The organism is Microcystis sp. CS-574, assembly GCF_028329095.1.
Lineage (GTDB): Bacteria > Cyanobacteriota > Cyanobacteriia > Cyanobacteriales > Microcystaceae > Microcystis > Microcystis ichthyoblabe_A.
On sequence record NZ_JAQMSY010000140.1, the window covers coordinates 1 to 21,095 of the forward strand.

The following is a 21,095-nucleotide window of genomic DNA, read 5'->3' on the forward strand; positions in this document are numbered from 1 at the left end:
CCCTACACCCCACACCCCACACCCTACAACCCAATTCACTCCTCGGTGCGATAGCCAAATTCTGCTAAAAGTGAGCGAGATTGTCGCCATTTCGGTTCTACCTTCACAAATAATTTTAAATATACCTCCCCAGCGATTAACTTTTGAATAGCCGATCGCGCGGAAGAGCCGATCGCTTTTAACATACTGCCATTTTTACCGATGACGATCCCTTTTTGGGAAGCTCGTTCCACGTTAATGGCGGCAAAAACCTTGGTTAAAGCGGGAGTTTCCTCGACGCGTTCAATCACCACCGCCACAGAATGGGGAATTTCCTGACGGGTTTGCAGTAAAATCTGTTCGCGGATTAATTCGCCCATAATAAACCTTTCCGGTTGATCGGTGACTAAATCGGGGGGATAGTAATAGGGACCGACTTCGAGGGAATCAATTAACAGATTTTGTAATTCTTCGATTCCCGTCCCCTCCAGTGCCGAAAACTTGAGCAGAGGCCAGTTATTTTCCGTCGCTAAGGTGCGATAACTATCGTCGATAGGCTCCGGGTCTTCCGGTTGCTGATCGGCTTTATTTAGCCCTAAAATCGTGGGAGTTTGGTTTTTAGTCAGTAAATCGGCAATATAGCGATCGCCATTGCCCAAAAAATTACTACTATCGACAACAAATAAAACTAAATCTACAGAATTTATGGCGTTTTCAGCATTTTTAACTAAAACTTTGCCCAATTCGTGATGGGGCTTGTGAATGCCGGGGGTATCGACAAAAATCATCTGGGAGCGCTCGTCGGTGACAATGCCGCGTAAACGGTTGCGGGTAGTTTGAGCGATGGGGGAAGTAATGGCGATTTTTTGTCCCACTAATTGATTCATCAGGGTAGATTTGCCCACATTAGGACGACCAATAATGCCAATAAAACCGGATTTAAAACCAGTGGGTGCGATGGGAATTACTGCCGAATCGAGATTAAAGGCTTGGGAGTTGATAAAATCGTTCATAATTAAAGAATATTACTTAAAAAATATTTTTACCCATGCAAAGGATAATTTTGTTCTTGTTAGTATTAATTCTAGGCTGTAGTAACCATTTAGAATTATCTATAGCGGGAAATTTAAGCGATCGCTTAACTAATTATCCTCGCTGGATGACTAAACCAGTGGTTAGTTTTGCCAGTGGAGATTTAGTTTATCCCGATTGGATGGTAGGCAATTGGACTGTCACCAGTACCCTAATCGATTTAACCGCTCCTCTTTCTCCCCAGATTATCACACCCGGTTTTGAAAGTAATCGTCGTTACCTAGAAAAATCGATCGAGTTTCCGGTGAGATTCATCGAGAAAGCTATTTCTCGACCGATAAATGCTGCCTTTTTATCGACTATTATCAGTAAACCATCAATTGTGGCCGATCGATCCTTTAATGCTTTAGCAATTAGTCGCGCCTATTTAGGTAATCAATCGGTATTATCCGTAAAAACTGACCCTAATAATCCCAATCGTCAGATTACCTTTTTACGCGGCGCTCATCAACTAATTTCCACCGTAATTGCCAGAAATAGCGAAACTCCTAGCCGAAATCAATTTATTGCCACAGAAATCAGTCAACAAATTTTCCGGGGAGAAACCAATACTTATCTTAATGAGGTGGAAACCACCACCGCCTATCAGTTATTATCTGCCGATAAAATTCTAGGCGATCAGGTGACAGCCATTTATCTTTCTCCCCAATCGCCGGATTTTTTCCAAGCGCCGAATCGTCCGGTGGCTTTGTATCGTTATCGCTTAGAATTGCTGAAAGATTAAGATCACCAGTGGTTAAACCCTGCTGAAACTGGCGCAGTCTTTCCCCATCCTGTTGAAAAAGTATAGGGGGAGCTTTTCAGTGATCAGTCAACAGTAATCAGTAATCAGTGGGGAGCAGGGAGATGGGGGAGCAAGAATTATGAATTATGAATTATGAATTGGGGAGCAGGGAGATGGGGAGAATAAATAAAAGCTGACTCCTGACTCCTGACTCCTGACTCCTGACTTCTGACTTCTGACTTCTGACTCGGAGAATACTGATAAAACAATAAACTTGTAATCAAAAGTTCATGTCTGCGTCACAGTAAGTTCATATCCCCCACCTAAATTAGAGATAGTCAGTCCCAAGCCGTTTTCCAAAACACTCCTCTCACACCCACGATTATTAGGACTGACTTTTATTCCCTTCTCAGAATGGTTAAACAATAAAAACTATGACTCGCAATATTTTTAACGATAATATCTCCCCGATCAACGAAGGTACTCCCAAACGCTCCAAATCTTCTGCGATGAAAAAACTTTTTGCCTATTCCTCCTTAATGGTTTTGGGTGCCGGGTTAGGTATCGGGGCCACCTACGCCTACAGTCAAAATCCTCTAGAATTAGCCCAAAATATTGCCACCGCTACCAATAATCCTCGCCCCTCCACAGCAGCCGCAGCCGCTCCCTCAACCCTAGTTATTCCCACCAATTTTGTCGCTTCTGTGGTGCAAGAAGTGGGGCCGGCGGTGGTAAGAATTAATGCTTCTAGGGAAGTCAATGGAGGCGGTGATTTTTCGGAATTTGCTAACGATCCTGTTTTCCGTCGCTTCTTCGGTTCCCAAATACCCGAGCGAGGAGAAAGACAAGTTCAAAGGGGTACAGGTTCGGGGTTTATTATCAGTAATGACGGTAAAATTATCACCAATGCTCACGTTGTCGAGGGAGCAGATAAGGTGACTGTCACCCTCAAAGATGGTCGCACTATTGATGGCAAAGTCTTAGGTAGTGATCCTTTAACTGATGTGGCAGTGGTACAGGTAGAAACGAGCAATTTACCCACGGTTAAATTAGGTAATTCTGATAGTTTACAGGTGGGAGAATGGGCGATCGCTATCGGTAATCCTTTGGGATTAGATAACACTGTCACCACGGGGATTATTAGTGCCAAGGAACGCAATGGCTCCCAAATTGGTGCTAGTGATAAACGGGTGGATTTCCTGCAAACCGATGCGGCAATTAACCCCGGAAATTCCGGCGGACCGTTGTTAAATGCTCGGGGAGAAGTTATCGGAGTTAACACCGCTATCATTCAAAATGCCCAGGGTTTAGGTTTTGCTATTCCGATTAAAACTGCCCAAAGAATCGCCGAACAATTAATCGCCACGGGTAAGGTGGAACATCCCTATCTCGGTGTTCAAATGGTACAGTTAACCCCAGAGGTAAAAGAACAATTAGCCGATAGTCCTATGGCTGATAATTGGACTATCCCCGATGATTCTGGTGTCTTGTTAGTGCGGGTGATGAGAGATTCTCCTGCCGCAGCAGCGGGATTGCGATCGGGTGATGTGTTAAAGTCTGTAGGTGGTAAGAATGTCACCGATCCCAATGCAGTTCAGGAAATTGTGGCTAATACTCAAATCGGCGATAATTTGCCCGTAGAAATTAGCCGAGAAGGACAAAAAATTAATCTGAATATTCAAGTGGGTAGCTTGAATACTGCTAACAAATCCTAGTCTGGAAGATAAGTGGTAGAAGACCTAAACTTTATAGAGAGCTTGTTAGTAAGCTCTCTATATTTCTGGTTTTACTTTTGGCTCTTGAATCGAATAATTATAGCATTTATCTTAATGGTGAGATAAGTAGGTAGTCGTTAAAAATTATCAGATACCCCCCTTATCAAGGGAGATCCCCCCGCCTATCGGCACCCCCCTTATCAAGGGGGGCAGGGGGGATCGACACCCCCCTTATCAAGGGGGGATCAAGGGGGGATCGACACCCCCCTTATCAAGGGGGGATTAAGGGGAAATTAAGGGGGGATTAAGCCAGAATCGAAAGATAGTTAAATACTTCACCCTAGGCTCACAATTTTACTGTTGCGAGATGGAAAATAAAAACCGCTCGTAAGCTCGATTAATTTTTTGCATAATTTTAATCGCCATGGCGGAGGAATTGTGATCGGGGTGATACTGACGAGCAAGCTGATAATATCTTTGTTTAACTTCTGAAAAACTGGCATTCTTAGAAATTTCTAAAACCTCCCACCAATCCTCGGAATCGGAGGGCAATATTTCTAATTCTCCTAACATTTCTGACCATATTTTTACCTTATGTCCATAACTACCTGTAATTAAAAATTGACCGTCAGGACTAAATTTTAAGGGAGCAGTTCCCCGTAAAATTTTAATTAATTCTCCTGTTTGTCCTTGCCAAATTTTAATTTCTGTTCGGGAAGCACTAGCAATTAAATGGCGATGAGGATTAATAGCAATACTAATAATTGCCTGCTCGTGTGCCTGCCAACTTTTAATAATTTCTCCTGTCTTTATATCCCAGATTTTAATCACTTTATCACTACCGCCACTAATTAGATATTGACCATCATTACTAAAAGCTAAACTGTTAACGGCTGCCCTGTCACCGATAAAAGTTTGATAAGCATAACTATGATCAAATCGCCATAATTTAATAGTTTTATCATCACTACCACTAGCAATAATTTGGCTATCGGGACTAATAGCACAGGTATTAACTGCCTCCTCATGACCGATTAAAGTTCGCTTTAATTCTCCTGTATGATAACCCCAGATTCGCAGAGTTTTGTCATTACTAGCACTAACAATAAATCTTTCATTGGCAGCAAAAGCTAATTGTAAAATGACACCATCGTGGCTATCGGGAGCATTGACACGAGCGAAAAAACTACTTTTATACTGCTTAGTGTCTAATTGCCACTGACTAATTCTGCCATCCAATCCACCAGCAATAATCGATTTACCGTTAGGACTTATCGCCAGAGTTTGGAGCGGTTCATTAACTCCCACAAAGGAATAAATTAATTTACCCGTTTCTCGCTGCCAAAGTTTTATGGTTTGATCTTCTCCCGCACTAGCGATAATTTTACCATCAGAGCTAATATCGATCGCCCCAATATTTTCCTGATGACCTTTAAGAGTTTGGAAACACTGCCAAGATAAACGCTCTGGAATAGTAATTTCTGTAGAATATAACTGTTGATTTTCCTGAACAGATACTTCTTCCAACAGTTGCTGTAGTTCTGCCTCTAGATTTTCATATTTCCCCGTAACTTCTTGCCAAAATAAAGCTTCTTCGTACTCTCTAGTAATGCGATCAAAAAATTCTAGATTCCTATAAAAATTATTGTCGGAGTAGGTGGGAGATAACATTTTCATCAGTCCGTAGATTCCTAACCCGACTATCCCACCAGCGATCGCCATAGAACCGACACCAACACCGAAAGCTGTACCTTTAACCGCGACTCCCACACCCCCAAAGGTAGAGTAGATACCGATTCCGCCAAGGCTTCCTATTCCCAAAGCTAACCCGACATTGTGATCGTTTGTTTCTAGTCCTTGCAGACTGGCATAAATTGCCGAACTTGTCAGGATGCCAATCCCCGTCATTCCCACTAAACCGACGCTTATACCGCCAAATCCGCCGACTAAGCCAATATTTCCCAGACAAGCAGATAAATTGGCTCCTGTGACTCCACCGACGGCGGGAATAACAAAATCGAGCTTTTTAGCCATATTTTTGCGAAATAATCAAGTTAGTCATCGGGTTTCTCCTATAGAGTGTAGCCTAGTTTGGTATCGACGACTGACTCCCCAAAATTACTCTGGGGAGGGAAAAGTCAGAGGCAATCAGGAAAAATGATAAGTATTTTATATATAAATAGCTTCAATGCTTAAAAATATTTAAATTTACAATCGGTAATATTTATTTTTACTTAAGAATTTATTGAGAATAATTTTTATTTATTTACGAGGTTGCAATACTTCCAGCGATTCTGGTACAATTTTCCATTATGCTATGATGGCCTTTATTGTAATTTTTAAGGTTTTTATGGTCTAGGTTGTCTTAAAACCCTTACTAAATCTAGATTTTTCCCTTGAGCAAAACCAAACACTTTCGCCAATTATCCCTTTTTTCCCCAACAGCGTTGATCTAATTTTTGTGTAGTTTTGTTGCAAAGTCAAAATTTTTTTGACAAAATGGCTAAATTGTGGTATGGACAAAGTATAACGGGTTGTGGATTGACCATACCTGTCACCTTATTTTCAGCGAATTATCAGAAAATTTGCCCACTAGAGTCGCCCTAGCTTGCTTTCTTTTTCTATAATAGGGGTTAATCTTCCCACACTTGTCAAACGGCTATGAGTCTCTGTCTCTGTCTCAATCCCGATTGTTCGCACCAAAACACCCCCACGGATAAATTCTGTCATAAGTGCGGTTCTCAATTACTTCTCAGAGAACGTTATCGAGCGCTAAAATTAATCGGTCAAGGGGGTTTTGGCAAGACATTTCAAGCGATAGATGAGGATAAACCCTCAAAACCCTATTGTGTAATTAAACAATTTTTCCCGTCAGCGCAGGGAACAGGAACTTTACAAAAAGCAGCAGAATTATTTAAAGAAGAAGCGATTCGTTTAGATAGTTTGGGAAGATACCCACAAATCCCCGAACTTTACGCCTATTTTACCGCTAATGACGGGCGACAATATCTCGTTCAGGAATATATCGAGGGACAAAATCTAGAACAAGAATTAAAACAGGAAGGAGTATTTAACGAAGCCAAAATTAAACATCTTTTGTCAGAGATTTTACCGATTCTAGAATTTATTCATAGTAAACAAGTAATTCATCGCGACATTAAACCCGAAAATATTATTCGCAGAAAAAGCGATAATAAATTAATTTTAGTGGACTTTGGCGCAGCAAAATTTGTCAGTCCTTTAAATCGTTCCATGACAGGAACAATTATCGGTTCTGCCGAATATATTGCCCCTGAACAGGGAAATGGCAAGGCAGTTAATGCCAGTGATTTGTATAGTTTGGGTGTAACTTGCCTTTATTTATTAACCGGAATATCTCCCTTTGATTTATTCGATGGGGGGGAACACCAATGGGTATGGCGACAGTGGTTAGTTAATAATCCTGTTAGTAATGATTCAGGGAATATTCTTGATAAATTAATCGAGTTTGGTACAAAAAAACGCTATCAATCCGCCTCAGAAGTGTTGCAAGCTTTGCAGATAAAAACATCAGTCTCTATATCTCAGACAACTATTCAAAAACCCGTTAATCCTGTTATTTCCGTTCCTCAAACTCCCCCATCTATCCAGCTTAAAAGCGCCAAGGGAATCGATTATCGAAACTTAGAAGATTTATTAAAACGGCAGCAATGGAAAGAAGCGGATGAGGAAACCGCGAACTTGGTACGAAAAGTAACTAATCGCGTCAAAGACTGGTTAAGAGATGAGGATATACAGAAATTTCCCTGCGAGGATTTGCGAACCATTGACCAATTATGGGTTGATTACAGTAACGGAAAATTTGGCTTTTCTGTGCAGGGGCAAATCTATCGAGAAATCGGTGGCATGGAAGAATATAATGAAAGAAATTGGGATATTTTTGGCAGTTTGGTAGGCTGGCAAAAAAATAATAGTTGGAATTGGCAAGATATTAATTATAGTTGGCAAGCACCTCAAGGTCATTTGCCGCTAATACGCTACGGTTATAAGGGAGAAGGAAGTTATATTATCTATCATCTAACCTCAAGAATATTTATTTGTCAGACTTCTAGTCACCAGATTATTAATCAAAAACAACCTGTAGCAACAATTATTCAACCTCCCATTATTTCCGTTCCCCAAACTCCCCCATCTATCCAGCTTAAAAGTGCCAAAGGAATCGATTATCGGAACTTAGAGGATTTATTAAAACGGCAGCAATGGAAAGAAGCGGACAAGGAAACCGTAAGAGTGATGCTACAGGCTGCCAACCGAAGGTCAGAAGGATGGTTACGGGTAGAGGATATCGATAATTTTCCCTGCGAGGATTTGCGAACCATTGACCAATTATGGTTGAAATATAGTAACGGAAAATTTGGTTTTTCCGTGCAGGCGAAAATCTACCGCGAACTCGGTGGGACGCGGGAGTATAATGAAAGAGTTTGGGACGCTTTCGGAGATAGAGTAGGCTGGCGGATAAATAACAGCTGGATAGAGTATAAAGATGTTATTTTTGATTTCAAAGCACTGCAAGGACATCTTCCTGCTGATGTTCCGATATGGCGGTGTGGAAATTGGCATGACCCGATTTGGTGGAGTTCTTTTCCAGCTATCAAGCGTGGAATCAATCTCTTCTCTCGCGTGGAGACTTGCAAAATGTAAAATCTAAAGTCCAGTCGGGTGCGTTAGGCAAGCATAAACCACCACCCTCCTATTCTGTAAAATAGGGATAACAAAACTGGCACAATTCTAGGAGAAGATATTTGCCGACCAAAAAACAGAAAGATACCGCTATCTTTATCTGTCAATTGCTTATCTTTTCTCTACCAACCGATATACCTATTCCGCTCACGATTCAGCTTATCAATAATAATCTAGAGAAATTTTAGGGTAAACTCCAAATGCTAGAAATTACCAAAAACTATGTATTAGACGAGGATCAAAAGCTGATTGCCGTTAAGATTCTCATTGCCGAATTTGAAAAAATTGCATAAATCCTAGAGGATTACGGACTAGGAAAACTCATCGAAAAAGTTGAAAATGATCAAAGGATTCAGTATGATAGCTCTTTATTGCGAACCGGACCGACGATGATCTATTCTGGATACTAGCCTGACTTGCCAATCCCCACCGCCAAAAAAGAATAATGTACTGCGATTACCTGGTTCAAATCCTCACCGCACGCGTCTATGATGTCGCCCAAGAAACCCCCTTGGAATTTGCCCCCAATCTCTCCCGACGCTTGCACAATCAGCTTTTACTCAAGCGTGAGGATATGCAGTCAGTTTTCTCTTTTAAACTGCGCGGCGCATACAACAAAATGGCGCATTTGTCAAGGGATTTGTTACAAAAAGGTGTAATTGCTGCCTCGGCGGGAAATCATGCTCAGGGAGTCGCTTTGGGAGCGCGGCAATTGGGAACCCAAGCGATTATCGTTATGCCTGTAACCACTCCCCAAGTCAAAATCGACGCGGTAAAAGCCCGGGGGGGGATTGTCGTCCTGCACGGTGACACCTACGATGATTCATACACCTACGCGCGGCAGTTAGAAGCGGAAAAAGGCTTAACCTTTATCCATCCCTTCGATGACCCGGAGGTAATCGCCGGCCAGGGTACGATCGGTATGGAAATTTTACGACAATATCAGCAACCGATCGAGGCCATTTTTGTCGCTATTGGTGGCGGTGGCTTAATATCAGGTATTGCCGCCTATGTCAAGCGTTTACGCCCAGAAATTAAAATTATCGGGGTGGAACCTGTGGATTCAGACGCGATGAATCAATCCCTAAAAGCCGGTTATCGGGTGCGTTTGTCTCAAGTGGGATTATTTGCCGATGGGGTGGCGGTGCGCGAGGTGGGAGAGGAGACTTTTCGTCTCTGTCAGCAGTATGTGGACGAGATTATCCTCGTGGATACGGATGATATTTGTGCGGCGATTAAGGATGTTTTTCAAGATACACGCTCGATTTTAGAACCTGCGGGGGCGTTAGCGGTAGCAGGAGCGAAAGCTTATGTAGAAAGAGAAGAAATTGAGGATAAAACCCTCGTTGCTGTGGCTTGTGGGGCGAATATGAACTTTGATCGTCTGCGGTTTGTGGCGGAAAGGGCCGAATTAGGGGAACGGCGCGAGGCGTTGTATGCTGTGACTATTCCCGAACAACCGGGCAGTTTACGGCGTTTTTGCGAATGTGTCGGCAAACGCAATCTAACCGAATTTAGTTATCGTATTGCCGATGAAAAAGAAGCACATATTTTTGTCGGCGCCCAGATCGAAAATCGCAGCGATGCCAAGAAATTAGCCGAGAGTTTTGAAGCTTGTGGCTTTAAAACCCTCGATATTAGTGATGATGAATTGACTAAACTGCATCTGCGCCACATGGTGGGAGGGCGATCGCATTTAGCTGATCATGAATTATTTTACCGCTTCGAGTTTCCCGAACGACCGGGGGCTTTAATGAAATTTGTCGCCTCCATGAGTCCCCACTGGAATATCAGCGTTTTCCATTATCGCAATAACGGGGCCGATTACGGGCGCATCGTCGTGGGCATACAGGTCCCCCCCGATGAAATGAATCAATGGCAAGCTTTTCTCGATACTCTCGGCTATCGCTATTGGGATGAAAGTCAAAACCGGGCCTATCAGTTATTTTTAGGTTAGAGTTGGCTGAATAAATCTAAAAACCTTGTTGGATAAGGCTTTTAGACTTTTTTCCCCTCAAAAAGTGCTGACCATTGGAGTGATCGGGGGTAAAATTCAGGCACTTTTTCCCTGAAAATTAGGCAACTGACTACCTCAAAATCGGTAAAACCCTACACCCCACACCCCACACCCCACACCCTGCCCCCACCAACAAACTTTTTGCCGCAAACCCTAGGTTAAATCGCCATTTTTAGGAAGTTATCAGTACAGATGAATCAAGATTTTCCCCATATTTCCGTTTTGAGTCAAGAATTAATCGCCGGCTTAAATATTCAACCCGGGGGGCATTATCTCGATCTTACCCTAGGGGGTGGTGGACACAGCCGCTTGCTTTTAGAAGCTCATCCCGAAACCACAGTAACCGCCATTGATCGCGATCAAAGCGCCCTAGAAGCCGCTAAAATTAGTCTTGCCCCCTATCTAGATAGCCGTTTAACCCTCTGGTGGGGGAACTTCGCCGATTATAACGGACAAAATAGCAGTTTTGATGGCATTATCGCCGATTTAGGAGTCAGTTCTCCCCAATTCGATCAGAGCGAGCGCGGCTTTAGTTTTCGCCACACGGCAGCCTTAGATATGCGAATGGATCGCTGTCAATCCCTGACGGCAGCCGATATTATCAATCATTGGCACGAAAAAGAATTAGCAGATCTTTTTTATCAATACGGAGAAGAACGTTTATCTCGTCCTATTGCTCGCTCGATCGTCCAAAAACGTCCTTTTACTACCACCACTGAATTAGCGGCTGTCATCGCTAGTTCTGTCCCCGCTAGTTACCGTTATGGACGTATTCATCCGGCAACGCGGGTTTTTCAATCCCTACGCATCGCTGTTAATCAAGAATTAGATTCTCTGCAACAATTGTTAAATCAAGCCCCCCAGTGGCTAAAATCCGGGGGAATTATCGCTATGATCAGTTTTCATAGTCTAGAAGATCGTCTGATCAAGTATGGCTTTCGCGAAGATAATTCCTTGAAAATTATCACAAAAAAGCCGATTATTCCCAGCCGAGAAGAACAGGCTAAAAATCCTCGTTCTCGTTCGGCTAAACTAAGAATAGCCCAAAAGATCGAATCAGAGGTTATCCTATAGCAGTTATCTTAATGGTGAGGTACAAACTATCTGGTTTTAGGGAGTCGTTATCTTGAGGAAAAAGGCTGTGGTAAAGTAAAAACCAAGAAAGAAAGCCAGTATTTATTCTTCAAAATCACTGACTAAAATAACGCAGTCCTTTTACCAATCTTTCTACTGCCGTTAAAGCTGTTTCTGGAGATAAAGTCTGCTTCAAAAGCTTGTCCCACAGGGTATCTAACTTCCGTTTTTGTAACAAATGACCCACTAATGAATATTTTCAGCACAATACCCAGGAAAGCCAGGGTGGAACTATCTCGATAGTCAGAGTCAATTATTCGAGATGCGTTGTCACTCATAAAACAACAAATAACCTAGTTATCTGTAGCTTGCCTATAAATAGGGATGATTTTCGATCGAACTGTATAGAGCCATCGATCGAGCCTTCTTTTTCGTCTAAACCATTGGGGATGGGCAATATAATGATAACAGCTATCAGGGTTTACGGTTTGTATTTGGTAGCCTAACCCTTGAACCTTTTTAGAAATGGCAATTTCAGATGCGATCGCTTCCCCATAGTTTTTGCCAAGTATAAACCCATCTATTTTTTCTAAAATGGAGCGAGATGTAAAAATAATAATTGATTGTAAGTGTTCGGCAGTTTCCCCTTCAGGGATTTTATGTTCCTCTAAAAAATGTCGGTAAAAATCAACTCTTTTAATGGGTTCACCATTCAGTAAATGATCCCGATTAATTTGATTATAACTAGATCGCACCAGTTCTTCCCAAGTACATTCCCAGTTTAAACTTTCTCCTAGAAGTCCTATTTGGGGAGATTGACAGAATCGATCAACAAAGGCTTTTAACCAGAGCGGACGGACAATAAAACAGTCATCTTGAAGAAATAAATAATAGTCATAAGGAGGCAAATGTCGCCAACCATAATCCCATGCACCTATGTTAAATCCTGTATTTTCTCGTATTAAATACTTGACTTTTTGGCTATCTAATTGAGGTAAATCAGGTATATTACCCAAACTGTTGGCATTACAGACGACCACGATATCGAAGAGACAACCCGACTCAATACGTTGAAGCTGTTTAAGTAAGTGGAGCAAAGGTTTAATACTCCGCTCACACCAGAATGAAATAATTACAAGGTTTTTCATGTTTCTGAACTTATTTCCTGCAAGCACAAATTAGATATTGAACCGTTAAAAATTCTTCTAAGAGATGATGATTTAAGCGATTGATACTTTTAAGCAACGAAGGACCAGAAAAGGATCTAGGTTTAATACAGGTCACTTTTAAATTTGCTTGTTCAAAAAGATTAATCATCGTCTTTTTGGTAAAAAATCGAAGATGAGTTCTATCGAGAATACCCATTTCTGTATAAGTCCAATTACCTTTAAACAGGAGATCCTTCATGACGTAGATATGTCTAATATTAGGGATACTTGCAATCATCACACCACTTGGATTTAGGAGATCAAGATGGGCTTTAATGATGTTCCAAGGACTTTTCAAATGTTCTAAAACATCGGGATACATTATGCAGTCGAAACGGTAATTTTCGATTTCCATCGGGATAGGAGTTCGATCCAGATCACAAACAATTAATTTTTCCCAACAACCCTGTCGTTTTGCTACTTCAATCGCCTCAGCGCTAAGATCAATTCCTATTACCTTACTGCCATATTTATCCACAATAGCTTTGCCAGTTTTACCAATACCACAACCCACCTCAAGAACACTTTTGGGAGTATAGGGTATTAACTCTATTAGGTCAAACCTAGTGCGAGAATTCAGAAAATATGGGTCTAAATTATGAGATATGTCTGGAGAGTTGGTCATGATAAACTATTTTTTACACGAAGGAGAAATAATTGATCGAGAATTGAATTATGCTTTTGACTTGCCAAGGTTGTTTATTTTGTGTTTAAATCTGTCGTATTTGAAAGCTAAATATCGCTGACTGAACAACCATCTTTTTTCAAATTGACTTAAAGCAGACCATTGGTCGTAGGTGGGAAAAGCCACATCTTTGAAAAAAGACATCCATTGATTTAAAGTGGTTTCAATTGTGTGTTCTTTCGCCCTCTCATAACCGGTTTCAACCATTTTTTGATAAAGTTCTGGAGAACTTTTCAGACGACAAACTGCTTCAATTGCCTCCTCTAGAGAGTGAATAATAATAAAATCTAACTCCGTCTTTCTTTCTGCTAAAAAGCCTAACTCTGGAGTCAAAAGAGCGGGAACACCCGCGTGCCAAGCATTAATTAGCTTAATAGAACCTTTATTAGGATAATTTCGAGAATCAAAACTACGCGCGGCTACAATCACATCTAGATTAGTATAATTGTTCCATTGAAATCTATCCCAAATCGGCATCCAATGGCAATTGAGAGTAGCCAAAGACTCTGGCCATGCTTCCGACCTTAATTCCGGTGCCAACTGACCCCTGGTGCCAATGTAAGAAATATTCTCCACTAGGGTGTTCCGTTCCCTATCTCTGGGAACTAACCCTGGCATCGGCCAATGACTAATTAGATAGGGGTTCCAAATAGAGTCCTTAACCTTCTCCCAACTAGACGGATTATAAACAATGTGTAGGTGAGCCGAAGGGTGATATTCTTTGTCGCTTTTGACACAAATTAACATGACCTTATCTAGCAAAGGATAGTCATTATCTAGGGTATCTCGGTCGGCGATTAAAATTCCTTGCTCTGGGATTTCTCTGGCTATTTCACAGGGAAAGCCGGCTTGTTTAAGATGAAAGTAGGTTTGGGCTATCCAAGCCGTAAAATTGCTATGATCGCCTGTCCATAGAGTCTGGTCTTCCTTGATATTTTTTTGTCTGATTTCGCCAGGGGCATAAAAATAGATTGTTTGCATCTTACAGGCCAGAGCATTCCGCATCCCCTAGTCTAGATCAAAAGCGCTTTGCCGTCAATTGTCCCTCCAGAGGTCAGCAATTCTGATTATGGAAACCAGCCAGCCAAACCCCTAGTCTCAAGAAATACATTTGATCGCCTCCCAGGGTGGATAATTAGGAAACAATCCCTTGAGCTAGGGAAATAGTACCAGGCTTCGCTTTAAGTAATTGACCGACCACGGCAATAATCGGCGTTTGCACCCCATCCATGCGCGAAAGAAGGTTTTTCATCAGTTGTGGTAAAGTAAAAACCAAGAAAGAAAGCCAGTATTTATTCTTCAAAATCACTGACTAAAATAACGCAGTCCTTTTACCAATCTTTCTACTGCCGTTAAAGCTGTTTCTGGAGATAAAGCACCGTAGGCAAGACGCAAATAACAGCCTTCTGTTATCCCAAAAGTTGAACCGGGTAACACCGCCACCCGCTGCCGCTCGATTAAACTTTTAACTAACTGAAAATCATTCTTGTCTGTGGTAATTTTCAGGAAAAAATAAAAAGCACCTTCCGCAGTGGCAACATCACAGATATCGCCGATTGATTCTAAAGCATTCAGGCAAATTTCTCTAACTTGACTGATAGTTTTTAACTGTTCTAAAGGATAGCTTTTACCCACCTGTAACGCCCCTAAGGCCGCGTATTGCGAAACCACCGGCGGACAAATTAAAATAGTATCCTGAATCTTATTAATCGCCTCAGATAAATGTTCTGGTACTACCATATAACCAATGCGCCAACTGGCAAAACCGTAGGCTTTTGAGAGACTAAATAAGGAAATAGTCCAGGATTCACTGTCAACAATTGCCGCCGGAGAAAAGTGACGGGCATGGTTATAGGTAAAATATTCATAGGCCTCATCGTGAATGTGATAGATGCCCTTTTTTTGACAGATGCGATTGACTTCTCTTAGGGTATTTTCTGGATAAACTACTCCCGTGGGATTATTAGGAGAAATCGTCACCACTGCCTTAGTTTTTGCCGTGATTGCCTCTTCAATGGCGGCCGGACGCAATTGATAATTTTTGTCTGTGGCGACCAAAATTACTTGACAATCAGCCATTTTTATGGCCATTTCATGATTGAAATAAAAGGGAGTGTTGAGAATAATTTCATCCCCCGGGGAAGTAATGGCTAAAATGGCATTCATAAAAGCCATATTACTGCCCGCCGTCACAAAAATTGCCTGTTTATCGCTGATTTCTATCCGATTATCTTCGGCTAGTTTTTGCCGAATTACTGCTAATAAAGGGGTAATTCCCGCCACGGATTGATATTGATGATTTTTGGGATTAGCTAAAAATAAAGATAGAGATTCGAGCGCTTCCCGGGGTGGATAATAGGAAACAATCCCTTGACCTAGGGAAATAGTGCCGGGGTTCGCTTTAATTAATTGACCGACCACGGGAATAATCGGCGTTTGCACCCCGTCCATGCGGGAGAGAAGGTTTTTCATTAAACTAATCAGTGGAGCCGAGCAGAGTCGAACTGCTGTCCAAATTAGGTATTGACTGTCCGTTCATTCACAGGTTTAGTTTCGATTACCCTCGAAACGGGGACTGTCACTTATCCCGGACAGTGGGATGCTCTAGTTAAAGCTTAGACGGTTAACTAACTAGAGAAAGTTAAACGTGGCATCCGTTGGGGGTTTATCCATAGTCCTTAACGGAGTCAAACTATGAATGCTCGAGTCGATTAGAGACTATTAGGCAGCTACAGGAGCGGCTTTACGAGCGAAAGGAACGATGTTGTTCGCATTTACTTTTTGTTTGAGCCTTTGATTTACGAGAGGAGACTCACTCTCGACCTGTATCACGGGGGAGCTTTCGCTAACCTGTCGAAACCGTTACGGCCCCTTGTGCTTACATTCTGATTATAGCACATTTTTTGATTAAGCTAATTGTGGCTCAATTGGGATTTTTCCGAGCTTCCCAGTCTTCAGAGCCAGTCTAGATGGGAAAAAAGGTTTTTATCGCTGATTTTTGGGGAAATTATCCTATATTTGACCTCGATTAGTATCACCAGAGACTAAACAATTAATTGAGCAGCTATTGCTCCACTGCGATAACCTAAGTTCGGAATCAGGGAAAACGGCAAAATTTCCCTAATCCGAACTAAACTTGATTACAAAACCTTGTGGGTGTGAGAATGTTGTTTGACGTTATCCTCCGTCCGCACCACATGAACAGCATTCAAGATGCGTTTTTTCTCTAGGGAAAAGTTTAAATCGTCTTTTTGGCCGCCCAAGGGGATTAACCCTTGTAGGTGGGGTTGATTTTTATAGGTGCGAGTTGCAGCAATCGCCCTTTCGACAAAATTCTCGCATAATTGGGCATTATCGGGGAAATTACTGGGTATTTGAGGATTATCGTCCTGAAATACCTCTCCTAAACTCATAGCGCGGGCAAATTCGTAGGAAGTGGGAATTCCTTTGACAATTGCCTCTAGGGCTGCCGAGGGAATCGGTTCTAACACCGCCACTTTTTCTAATTCTCCCTCCTGTTTGAGAAAACAAATCGCTAAACCGAATACACAATAATCATCTTTTGTCAAGTCAGAAATGTTTAAGAATTGTGTCGCTGTGGCCATTATTTTAATCCTGAGTCGCTCTTTATTTAATCTTGCGGGCGATCAGCGATCGAATCAAGGTTTTTATTAAGAGATATGAAGGAGAAAAATTTAGCAGGGTTAGGCCACGCTAACGCACCCCAAGACGGAAAAAACTGATAGCTGTTAGACTAGAAACCAGCAGATTAACTGATAAACGAGCTTTATGTCACCCACTCTACTCATCTCCAAAGAACTCCCCACCCTGAAATATAATCCTAGTCTGGAGCGCTTTGATAGCTCTTGGGCGGCTCCTTTGTCCACTCTCCTGGGACTGGGACGGGCTGCCGGGGCGACTTTTATCGAATTTTTCCTGGAAAGAGTCAACTATATCAGTTGTTTAGCCGAAGATGACAGCATCACCAGTCTCTCACCGAAACTATCTACAGGGGCAGGAATCCGCCTTTTTCGCGGTAAAGCCGATTGTTATGTCAGTACCAACGATTTAAGCTTCCAAGGCTTAAAAAATGCCCTAGAAAAAGGTTTATCGATTCTCGGTTTAAACCTACCCAGTCCTAACGCGTATATTCCCGAAATCAATCTGGAAATGTTCCGGGATTATGCCACGGTCAAAAATAAAGATATTTGGCTGAATAATTGCAGTTCTTTGCGAGAAATGGGTGATATTCTCCTAACTGCCAACGTTCACCTCAATCAGAAAGCCTCTCACGTCCAATCTCGTCGCGCCGCTTATTTTCGCGATTGGCAAGAAATTTTAGTTGCCGCTAGTGATGGCACTTTTGCCCGGGATATTCGCCTCACCCAATCCGTGGGCTATAATCTCCTCTGTGCCGATGGGACCAATCGTTCTAGCATTGGTAAACGGGTGGGTAGTACCAGTAATCCCGATTTTCTGCGGACGTGGAATGCTGAGGAATCGGCGGCAGAAGTGGCCGAATCGGCGGGTAAAATGCTTTACGCTGACTATGTAGAATCTGGCAGTTATCCCATCGTCATGGCCAATGAATTTGGCGGCGTTATCTTCCACGAAGCTTGTGGCCATTTGCTAGAAACTACGCAAATTGAGCAAAAAACCACGCCCTTTCTCGATAAAAAAGGCGAAAAAATCGCCCACGAAAATCTGACGGCTTGGGACGAAGGATTATCCGATAAAGCTTTCGGTACTATCGATATGGACGATGAGGGAATGCCGGCCCAGCGTACTCTCCTAATTGAAAATGGTATCCTAAAAAACTTCATTGCCGATCGCACCGGTTCAATTAAAACCGGTCATCCGCGCACGGGTAGCGGTCGCCGTCAAAACTACACCTATGCGGCCGCTAGTCGGATGCGGAATACCTACATCGCTCCTGGGGAATATACCCTCGATAATCTTTTTAATTCCATCGATAAAGGCATTTATTGTAAAAAAATGGGCGGTGGTAGTGTGGGGGCGACCGGTGAATTTAATTTCGCCGTCGAGGAGGCCTATCTTATCGAAAATGGCAACCTGACTAAACCCCTGAAAGGCGCGACTTTAATCGGTTCAGCTAAGGAGATTATGAATAAAATCTCTATGTGTTCCCAAGATTTAGGACTAGCGGCGGGTTTTTGCGGTTCTGTCAGTGGTAGCGTTTATGTCACCGTTGGTCAACCCCATTTAAAAGTCGATTCTATTACCGTTGGCGGTCGTTAATCATGGCTTTAGTGATTCTCTACTATTTCCTCATCGCCATCATGATAGTGGGGATAATTGGCGAACTGCTGCCCGCTATCCCCGGCATGAGTTTGATTTTAATCGCCATGGTGGTGTGGGGTTTTGTGACCAAATTCGCGGGGATGGGGGTCGCTTTAACCGTGGCCTTTGTTGTCCTTCTCCTCAGTATCGGGGTGGAATTCCTCGCTAGTTATCTCGGCGCCCAAAAAGTTGGGGCGAGCAATTGGAGCCAAATCGGGCTAGTAGTGGGCTTATTAGCGGGAATATTCGGGCTTTTACCGGCTTTACCCATTGGCGGCCCGATTATTGGCCTATTTGTCGGTCCTGTGGTCGGGGCTTTTTTGGGAGAATACGCCTATCGTCGCGATTTGGAATTAACCCCCCGTTTGCAACAATCCCTAAAAGTCTGTGTCGGTATCGTCGTCGGTACGGTTATCGGTCACGTTGCTAAAGCTATGCTGGCTACGGCTGCTGTTATCGTCTTTATTGTCACCACCTGGCCGAATCTCTCTTCAGTTATCAGTTATCAGTTATCAGTTTTCAGTTTTCAGATTTGAGTTCTTTGTTTTTCAATTAATCAGCCATTTTTCTGATAAATATCACTTTTATCTAGCTGACTGCTGATGGCTGACCGCTCAATTCTACATTCATCTCATTTCTGACCAAATCTATGCCAAAAGTTGAAGATATCGCCCAAATCGCTAATTCTAGCGCCCAAGCTTTAGGAATTGCTAAATACGACATCTATGGTTCCTCGGTCGATGAAACCGATGTGGATGTGTTTCAAGGGGAACCGAAACAGGTACAAGCTTCCAATCGTTCCAGCGTTATCGTTCGCGTCTGGAATCGGGATAATCAAGTCGGTGTCACCTCTACCACCGATGTGGACCCGGTGGGACTGCAATTAGCCCTGAAAACCGCCCAAGAAGCCAGCTTTTTTGGGGTTAAGGAAAATGTCCCCGATTTTAGTCCCGCTGCCACCGCACCTACCACAGAAGTGGCCAGCGAAATGTCTAATCAAGCACCTGTATCCACTCTCGTCGATAAGTTATTAGCCGCCGAAAAATCCTTACTAGCAGCCCATCCAGCTATTGCCAGTGTTCCCTATAACGGTTTGGGACAACAGCAGGTCAGACGTTTTTATCTCAATAGCGACGGGGCAATGCGTCAGGAAGCGCGTAGTTATGCCAGTGTGTATTTATACACCAAAACCGAACAGGAAGGCAAAAAACCCCGCAGCGCCGGTGCTTTTCGGGTGAGTCCAGGACTGGAAAAATTAGATATCGATGGTTGTATCGAGGAAGCGATTACCAAAACTGTTAGCCATCTGGACTATCAACCGATTACCACGGGTAAATATTTGGTGGTTTTTGCCCCCCGCGCCTTTTTGAGTCTAATGGGAGCATTTTCTAATCTGTTTAATGCCCAAAATGTCCTTGATAAACAGAGTCTTTCTACTCCTGAATCTTTGGGAACACAAATCGCCGCTACTGCCTTAAATTTGTGCGATGATGCCCTCCATCCGGCTAATGTTGCCGCAGAAACTTTTGATAGTGAAGGTACTCCCACCCGTCGTGTGGAATTAATTAAAGAGGGGATTTTGAGTAATTTTCTCCATAGCACGATTACCGCTAAACGGATGAATACGGAACCAACTGGCAACGGTAACATTGGGTCAAAAGTAACGGTTAGTCCCCATTTTTATCACGTTTTTGCTAGTGCTAATCAACCAAAAAGCTATTCTTTGGAAACAGCAGAAAATGTGGTTTTAATTGATAGTTTACAGGCACTTCATGCGGGAGTTAATTCTCTACAAGGTTCCTTCTCTTTGCCCTTTGATGGTTGGTTAGTGAACAAAAATGAGCGCATCAGCATCGATTCCGCTACCGTAGCCGGGGATATTTTAACACTGCTGAAATCGATTGTTTATCTGGAACCGGAAGCAGTTATTACTCCCAGTGGTGTTTGTCCCTACGTTTGGGTAGAGGGTTTATCAATCACAGGAGAAGCTTAACACTATACCAGAGCAAAATAGGGGGTATTAACCAGGGTAATACCCCCGCAAGATGGATGTTAATTTTATAGTCGTGGGTAAGCTGTTGACCATGCAAATTATACTAAATCTGGTTATTAAAAACTGATTATTTATTCCCCTTTTTGCCTTTTGCATGAGTAGAAAACGGGTTTCTCCGAGAAACCCGTTTTCTGTGAGTTACTCAACGGATTTAGTATAAATCTGGTTATTAAAAACTGATTAGGGTTTGCGGCAAAAAGTACGGGCGAAGCATTCGGATAGAAAATCTACGGTTTCACCGATAGGTTATTGCCCGAATGCTTCGCCCCTACAGGACGCGGGCCGATGAAGACCCAAGGTTTTGAAGCACGATTCTCTCAAAATCTTGCACCTGTGAGAGCAAAACAGGACACTAAAACCCTTATCTCGTCTATATTTCACATTTATTCAGCTTTAGTATTACTCCTAATTAGGGTTTGCTGAATAAATCTAAAAACCTTGTTGGGTAAGACTTTTAGACTTTTTGTCAATCAAAAAGTACCGGGCATGGGAGTGATCAGGGGGAAAATTCCTGGACTTTTTCCCTGA

At 42.6% G+C, this 21,095-nt stretch carries 16 protein-coding genes, 1 other RNA gene and 1 pseudogene; 9 read left to right on the plus strand and 9 right to left on the minus strand.

The window, feature by feature from the left end:
- Window positions 1–35 precede the first annotated feature (35 nt).
- Complete coding sequence (era, locus tag PN470_RS11050; protein WP_103111638.1) at window positions 36–992, minus strand: GTPase Era; 957 nt, start codon at window positions 990–992, stop codon at window positions 36–38.
- A gap of 35 nt (window positions 993–1,027) precedes the next feature.
- Here era and PN470_RS11055 point away from each other — a divergent pair, with 35 nt between their 5' ends.
- Together PN470_RS11055 and PN470_RS11060 are read left to right on the plus strand one after the other, a co-directional pair.
- Window positions 1,028–1,795, plus strand: a complete 768-nt coding sequence (locus PN470_RS11055; RefSeq protein WP_103111639.1) for a DUF6816 family protein — start codon at window positions 1,028–1,030, stop codon at window positions 1,793–1,795.
- A 434-nt stretch (window positions 1,796–2,229) separates the two neighbouring features.
- Window positions 2,230–3,510 carry an HhoA/HhoB/HtrA family serine endopeptidase gene (locus tag PN470_RS11060; RefSeq protein WP_272104546.1) on the plus strand — a complete coding sequence of 427 codons (1,281 nt, stop codon included), beginning with the start codon at window positions 2,230–2,232 and terminating at the stop codon, window positions 3,508–3,510.
- Between the two features lie 354 nt (window positions 3,511–3,864).
- Here the strand turns inward: PN470_RS11060 and PN470_RS11065 are convergent, their stop codons facing one another.
- Window positions 3,865–5,544, minus strand: a complete 1,680-nt coding sequence (locus tag PN470_RS11065; RefSeq protein ID WP_271935379.1) for a DnaJ domain-containing protein — start codon at window positions 5,542–5,544, stop codon at window positions 3,865–3,867.
- A gap of 627 nt (window positions 5,545–6,171) precedes the next feature.
- Between PN470_RS11065 and PN470_RS11070 the strand changes: the two genes are divergently transcribed.
- The 4 genes and pseudogenes from PN470_RS11070 (at window position 6,172) to rsmH (ending at window position 11,320) form a co-directional block, all read left to right on the plus strand.
- A complete protein-coding gene (locus tag PN470_RS11070; protein WP_272104549.1) occupies window positions 6,172–8,190 on the plus strand; it encodes a GUN4 domain-containing protein in 2,019 nt (672 codons plus the stop codon).
- 239 nt (window positions 8,191–8,429) lie between these two features.
- Window positions 8,430–8,639, plus strand: a pseudogene (locus PN470_RS22365) (hypothetical protein).
- Window positions 8,640–8,674: 35 nt separating this feature from the next.
- A complete protein-coding gene (ilvA, locus tag PN470_RS11075) occupies window positions 8,675–10,186 on the plus strand; it encodes a threonine ammonia-lyase, biosynthetic (protein WP_271935381.1) in 1,512 nt (503 codons plus the stop codon).
- Between the two features lie 252 nt (window positions 10,187–10,438).
- A complete protein-coding gene (rsmH, locus tag PN470_RS11080) occupies window positions 10,439–11,320 on the plus strand; it encodes a 16S rRNA (cytosine(1402)-N(4))-methyltransferase RsmH (protein ID WP_271934878.1) in 882 nt (293 codons plus the stop codon).
- A 115-nt stretch (window positions 11,321–11,435) separates the two neighbouring features.
- Here the strand turns inward: rsmH and PN470_RS11085 are convergent, their stop codons facing one another.
- From PN470_RS11085 to PN470_RS11115, 7 genes are all read right to left on the minus strand, one after another.
- Window positions 11,436–11,567 (minus strand): hypothetical protein, encoded by a 132-nt coding sequence (locus PN470_RS11085; RefSeq protein WP_002735344.1) that lies wholly within the window; start codon window positions 11,565–11,567, stop codon window positions 11,436–11,438.
- Window positions 11,568–11,673: 106 nt separating this feature from the next.
- Window positions 11,674–12,417: a glycosyltransferase family 2 protein gene (locus PN470_RS11090; RefSeq protein WP_133158918.1), complete on the minus strand. Its 744-nt coding sequence runs from the start codon at window positions 12,415–12,417 to the stop codon at window positions 11,674–11,676.
- A 61-nt stretch (window positions 12,418–12,478) separates the two neighbouring features.
- Window positions 12,479–13,153 carry a class I SAM-dependent methyltransferase gene (locus tag PN470_RS11095; RefSeq protein WP_024968556.1) on the minus strand — a complete coding sequence of 225 codons (675 nt, stop codon included), beginning with the start codon at window positions 13,151–13,153 and terminating at the stop codon, window positions 12,479–12,481.
- A 48-nt stretch (window positions 13,154–13,201) separates the two neighbouring features.
- Window positions 13,202–14,194 (minus strand): glycosyltransferase, encoded by a 993-nt coding sequence (locus PN470_RS11100; RefSeq protein ID WP_271934882.1) that lies wholly within the window; start codon window positions 14,192–14,194, stop codon window positions 13,202–13,204.
- 324 nt (window positions 14,195–14,518) lie between these two features.
- Complete coding sequence (locus PN470_RS11105) at window positions 14,519–15,685, minus strand: pyridoxal phosphate-dependent aminotransferase (RefSeq protein ID WP_103111769.1); 1,167 nt, start codon at window positions 15,683–15,685, stop codon at window positions 14,519–14,521.
- A 9-nt stretch (window positions 15,686–15,694) separates the two neighbouring features.
- Window positions 15,695–16,085, minus strand: a transfer-messenger RNA (tmRNA) gene (ssrA, locus tag PN470_RS11110).
- Between the two features lie 268 nt (window positions 16,086–16,353).
- Window positions 16,354–16,818 carry a hypothetical protein gene (locus tag PN470_RS11115; RefSeq protein ID WP_002735666.1) on the minus strand — a complete coding sequence of 155 codons (465 nt, stop codon included), beginning with the start codon at window positions 16,816–16,818 and terminating at the stop codon, window positions 16,354–16,356.
- Window positions 16,819–17,002: 184 nt separating this feature from the next.
- Here PN470_RS11115 and PN470_RS11120 point away from each other — a divergent pair, with 184 nt between their 5' ends.
- The 3 genes from PN470_RS11120 to PN470_RS11130 all read left to right on the plus strand — a co-directional run bounded on the left by PN470_RS11120 (window position 17,003) and on the right by PN470_RS11130 (window position 20,507).
- Window positions 17,003–18,472 (plus strand): TldD/PmbA family protein, encoded by a 1,470-nt coding sequence (locus tag PN470_RS11120; RefSeq protein ID WP_002735204.1) that lies wholly within the window; start codon window positions 17,003–17,005, stop codon window positions 18,470–18,472.
- Between the two features lie 2 nt (window positions 18,473–18,474).
- The gene (locus PN470_RS11125) at window positions 18,475–19,050 is read left to right on the plus strand and encodes a DUF456 domain-containing protein (RefSeq protein ID WP_271934885.1); all 576 of its coding nucleotides are present in this window, start codon (window positions 18,475–18,477) and stop codon (window positions 19,048–19,050) included.
- Window positions 19,051–19,163: 113 nt separating this feature from the next.
- A complete protein-coding gene (locus tag PN470_RS11130; RefSeq protein WP_271934886.1) occupies window positions 19,164–20,507 on the plus strand; it encodes a TldD/PmbA family protein in 1,344 nt (447 codons plus the stop codon).
- The last annotated feature ends 588 nt before the right edge of the window (window positions 20,508–21,095 follow it).

Coding starts and splice junctions, on each gene's coding strand:
- era (WP_103111638.1), bottom strand. CDS start 992: ATGAACGATTTTATCAACTCCCAAGCCTTTAATCTCGATTCGGCAGTA.
- PN470_RS11055 (WP_103111639.1), top strand. CDS start 1,028: ATGCAAAGGATAATTTTGTTCTTGTTAGTATTAATTCTAGGCTGTAGT.
- PN470_RS11060 (WP_272104546.1), top strand. CDS start 2,230: ATGACTCGCAATATTTTTAACGATAATATCTCCCCGATCAACGAAGGT.
- PN470_RS11065 (WP_271935379.1), bottom strand. CDS start 5,544: ATGGCTAAAAAGCTCGATTTTGTTATTCCCGCCGTCGGTGGAGTCACA.
- PN470_RS11070 (WP_272104549.1), top strand. CDS start 6,172: ATGAGTCTCTGTCTCTGTCTCAATCCCGATTGTTCGCACCAAAACACC.
- ilvA (WP_271935381.1), top strand. CDS start 8,675: ATGTACTGCGATTACCTGGTTCAAATCCTCACCGCACGCGTCTATGAT.
- rsmH (WP_271934878.1), top strand. CDS start 10,439: ATGAATCAAGATTTTCCCCATATTTCCGTTTTGAGTCAAGAATTAATC.
- PN470_RS11095 (WP_024968556.1), bottom strand. CDS start 13,153: ATGACCAACTCTCCAGACATATCTCATAATTTAGACCCATATTTTCTG.
- PN470_RS11100 (WP_271934882.1), bottom strand. CDS start 14,194: ATGCAAACAATCTATTTTTATGCCCCTGGCGAAATCAGACAAAAAAAT.
- PN470_RS11105 (WP_103111769.1), bottom strand. CDS start 15,685: ATGAAAAACCTTCTCTCCCGCATGGACGGGGTGCAAACGCCGATTATT.
- PN470_RS11115 (WP_002735666.1), bottom strand. CDS start 16,818: ATGGCCACAGCGACACAATTCTTAAACATTTCTGACTTGACAAAAGAT.
- PN470_RS11120 (WP_002735204.1), top strand. CDS start 17,003: ATGTCACCCACTCTACTCATCTCCAAAGAACTCCCCACCCTGAAATAT.
- PN470_RS11125 (WP_271934885.1), top strand. CDS start 18,475: ATGGCTTTAGTGATTCTCTACTATTTCCTCATCGCCATCATGATAGTG.
- PN470_RS11130 (WP_271934886.1), top strand. CDS start 19,164: ATGCCAAAAGTTGAAGATATCGCCCAAATCGCTAATTCTAGCGCCCAA.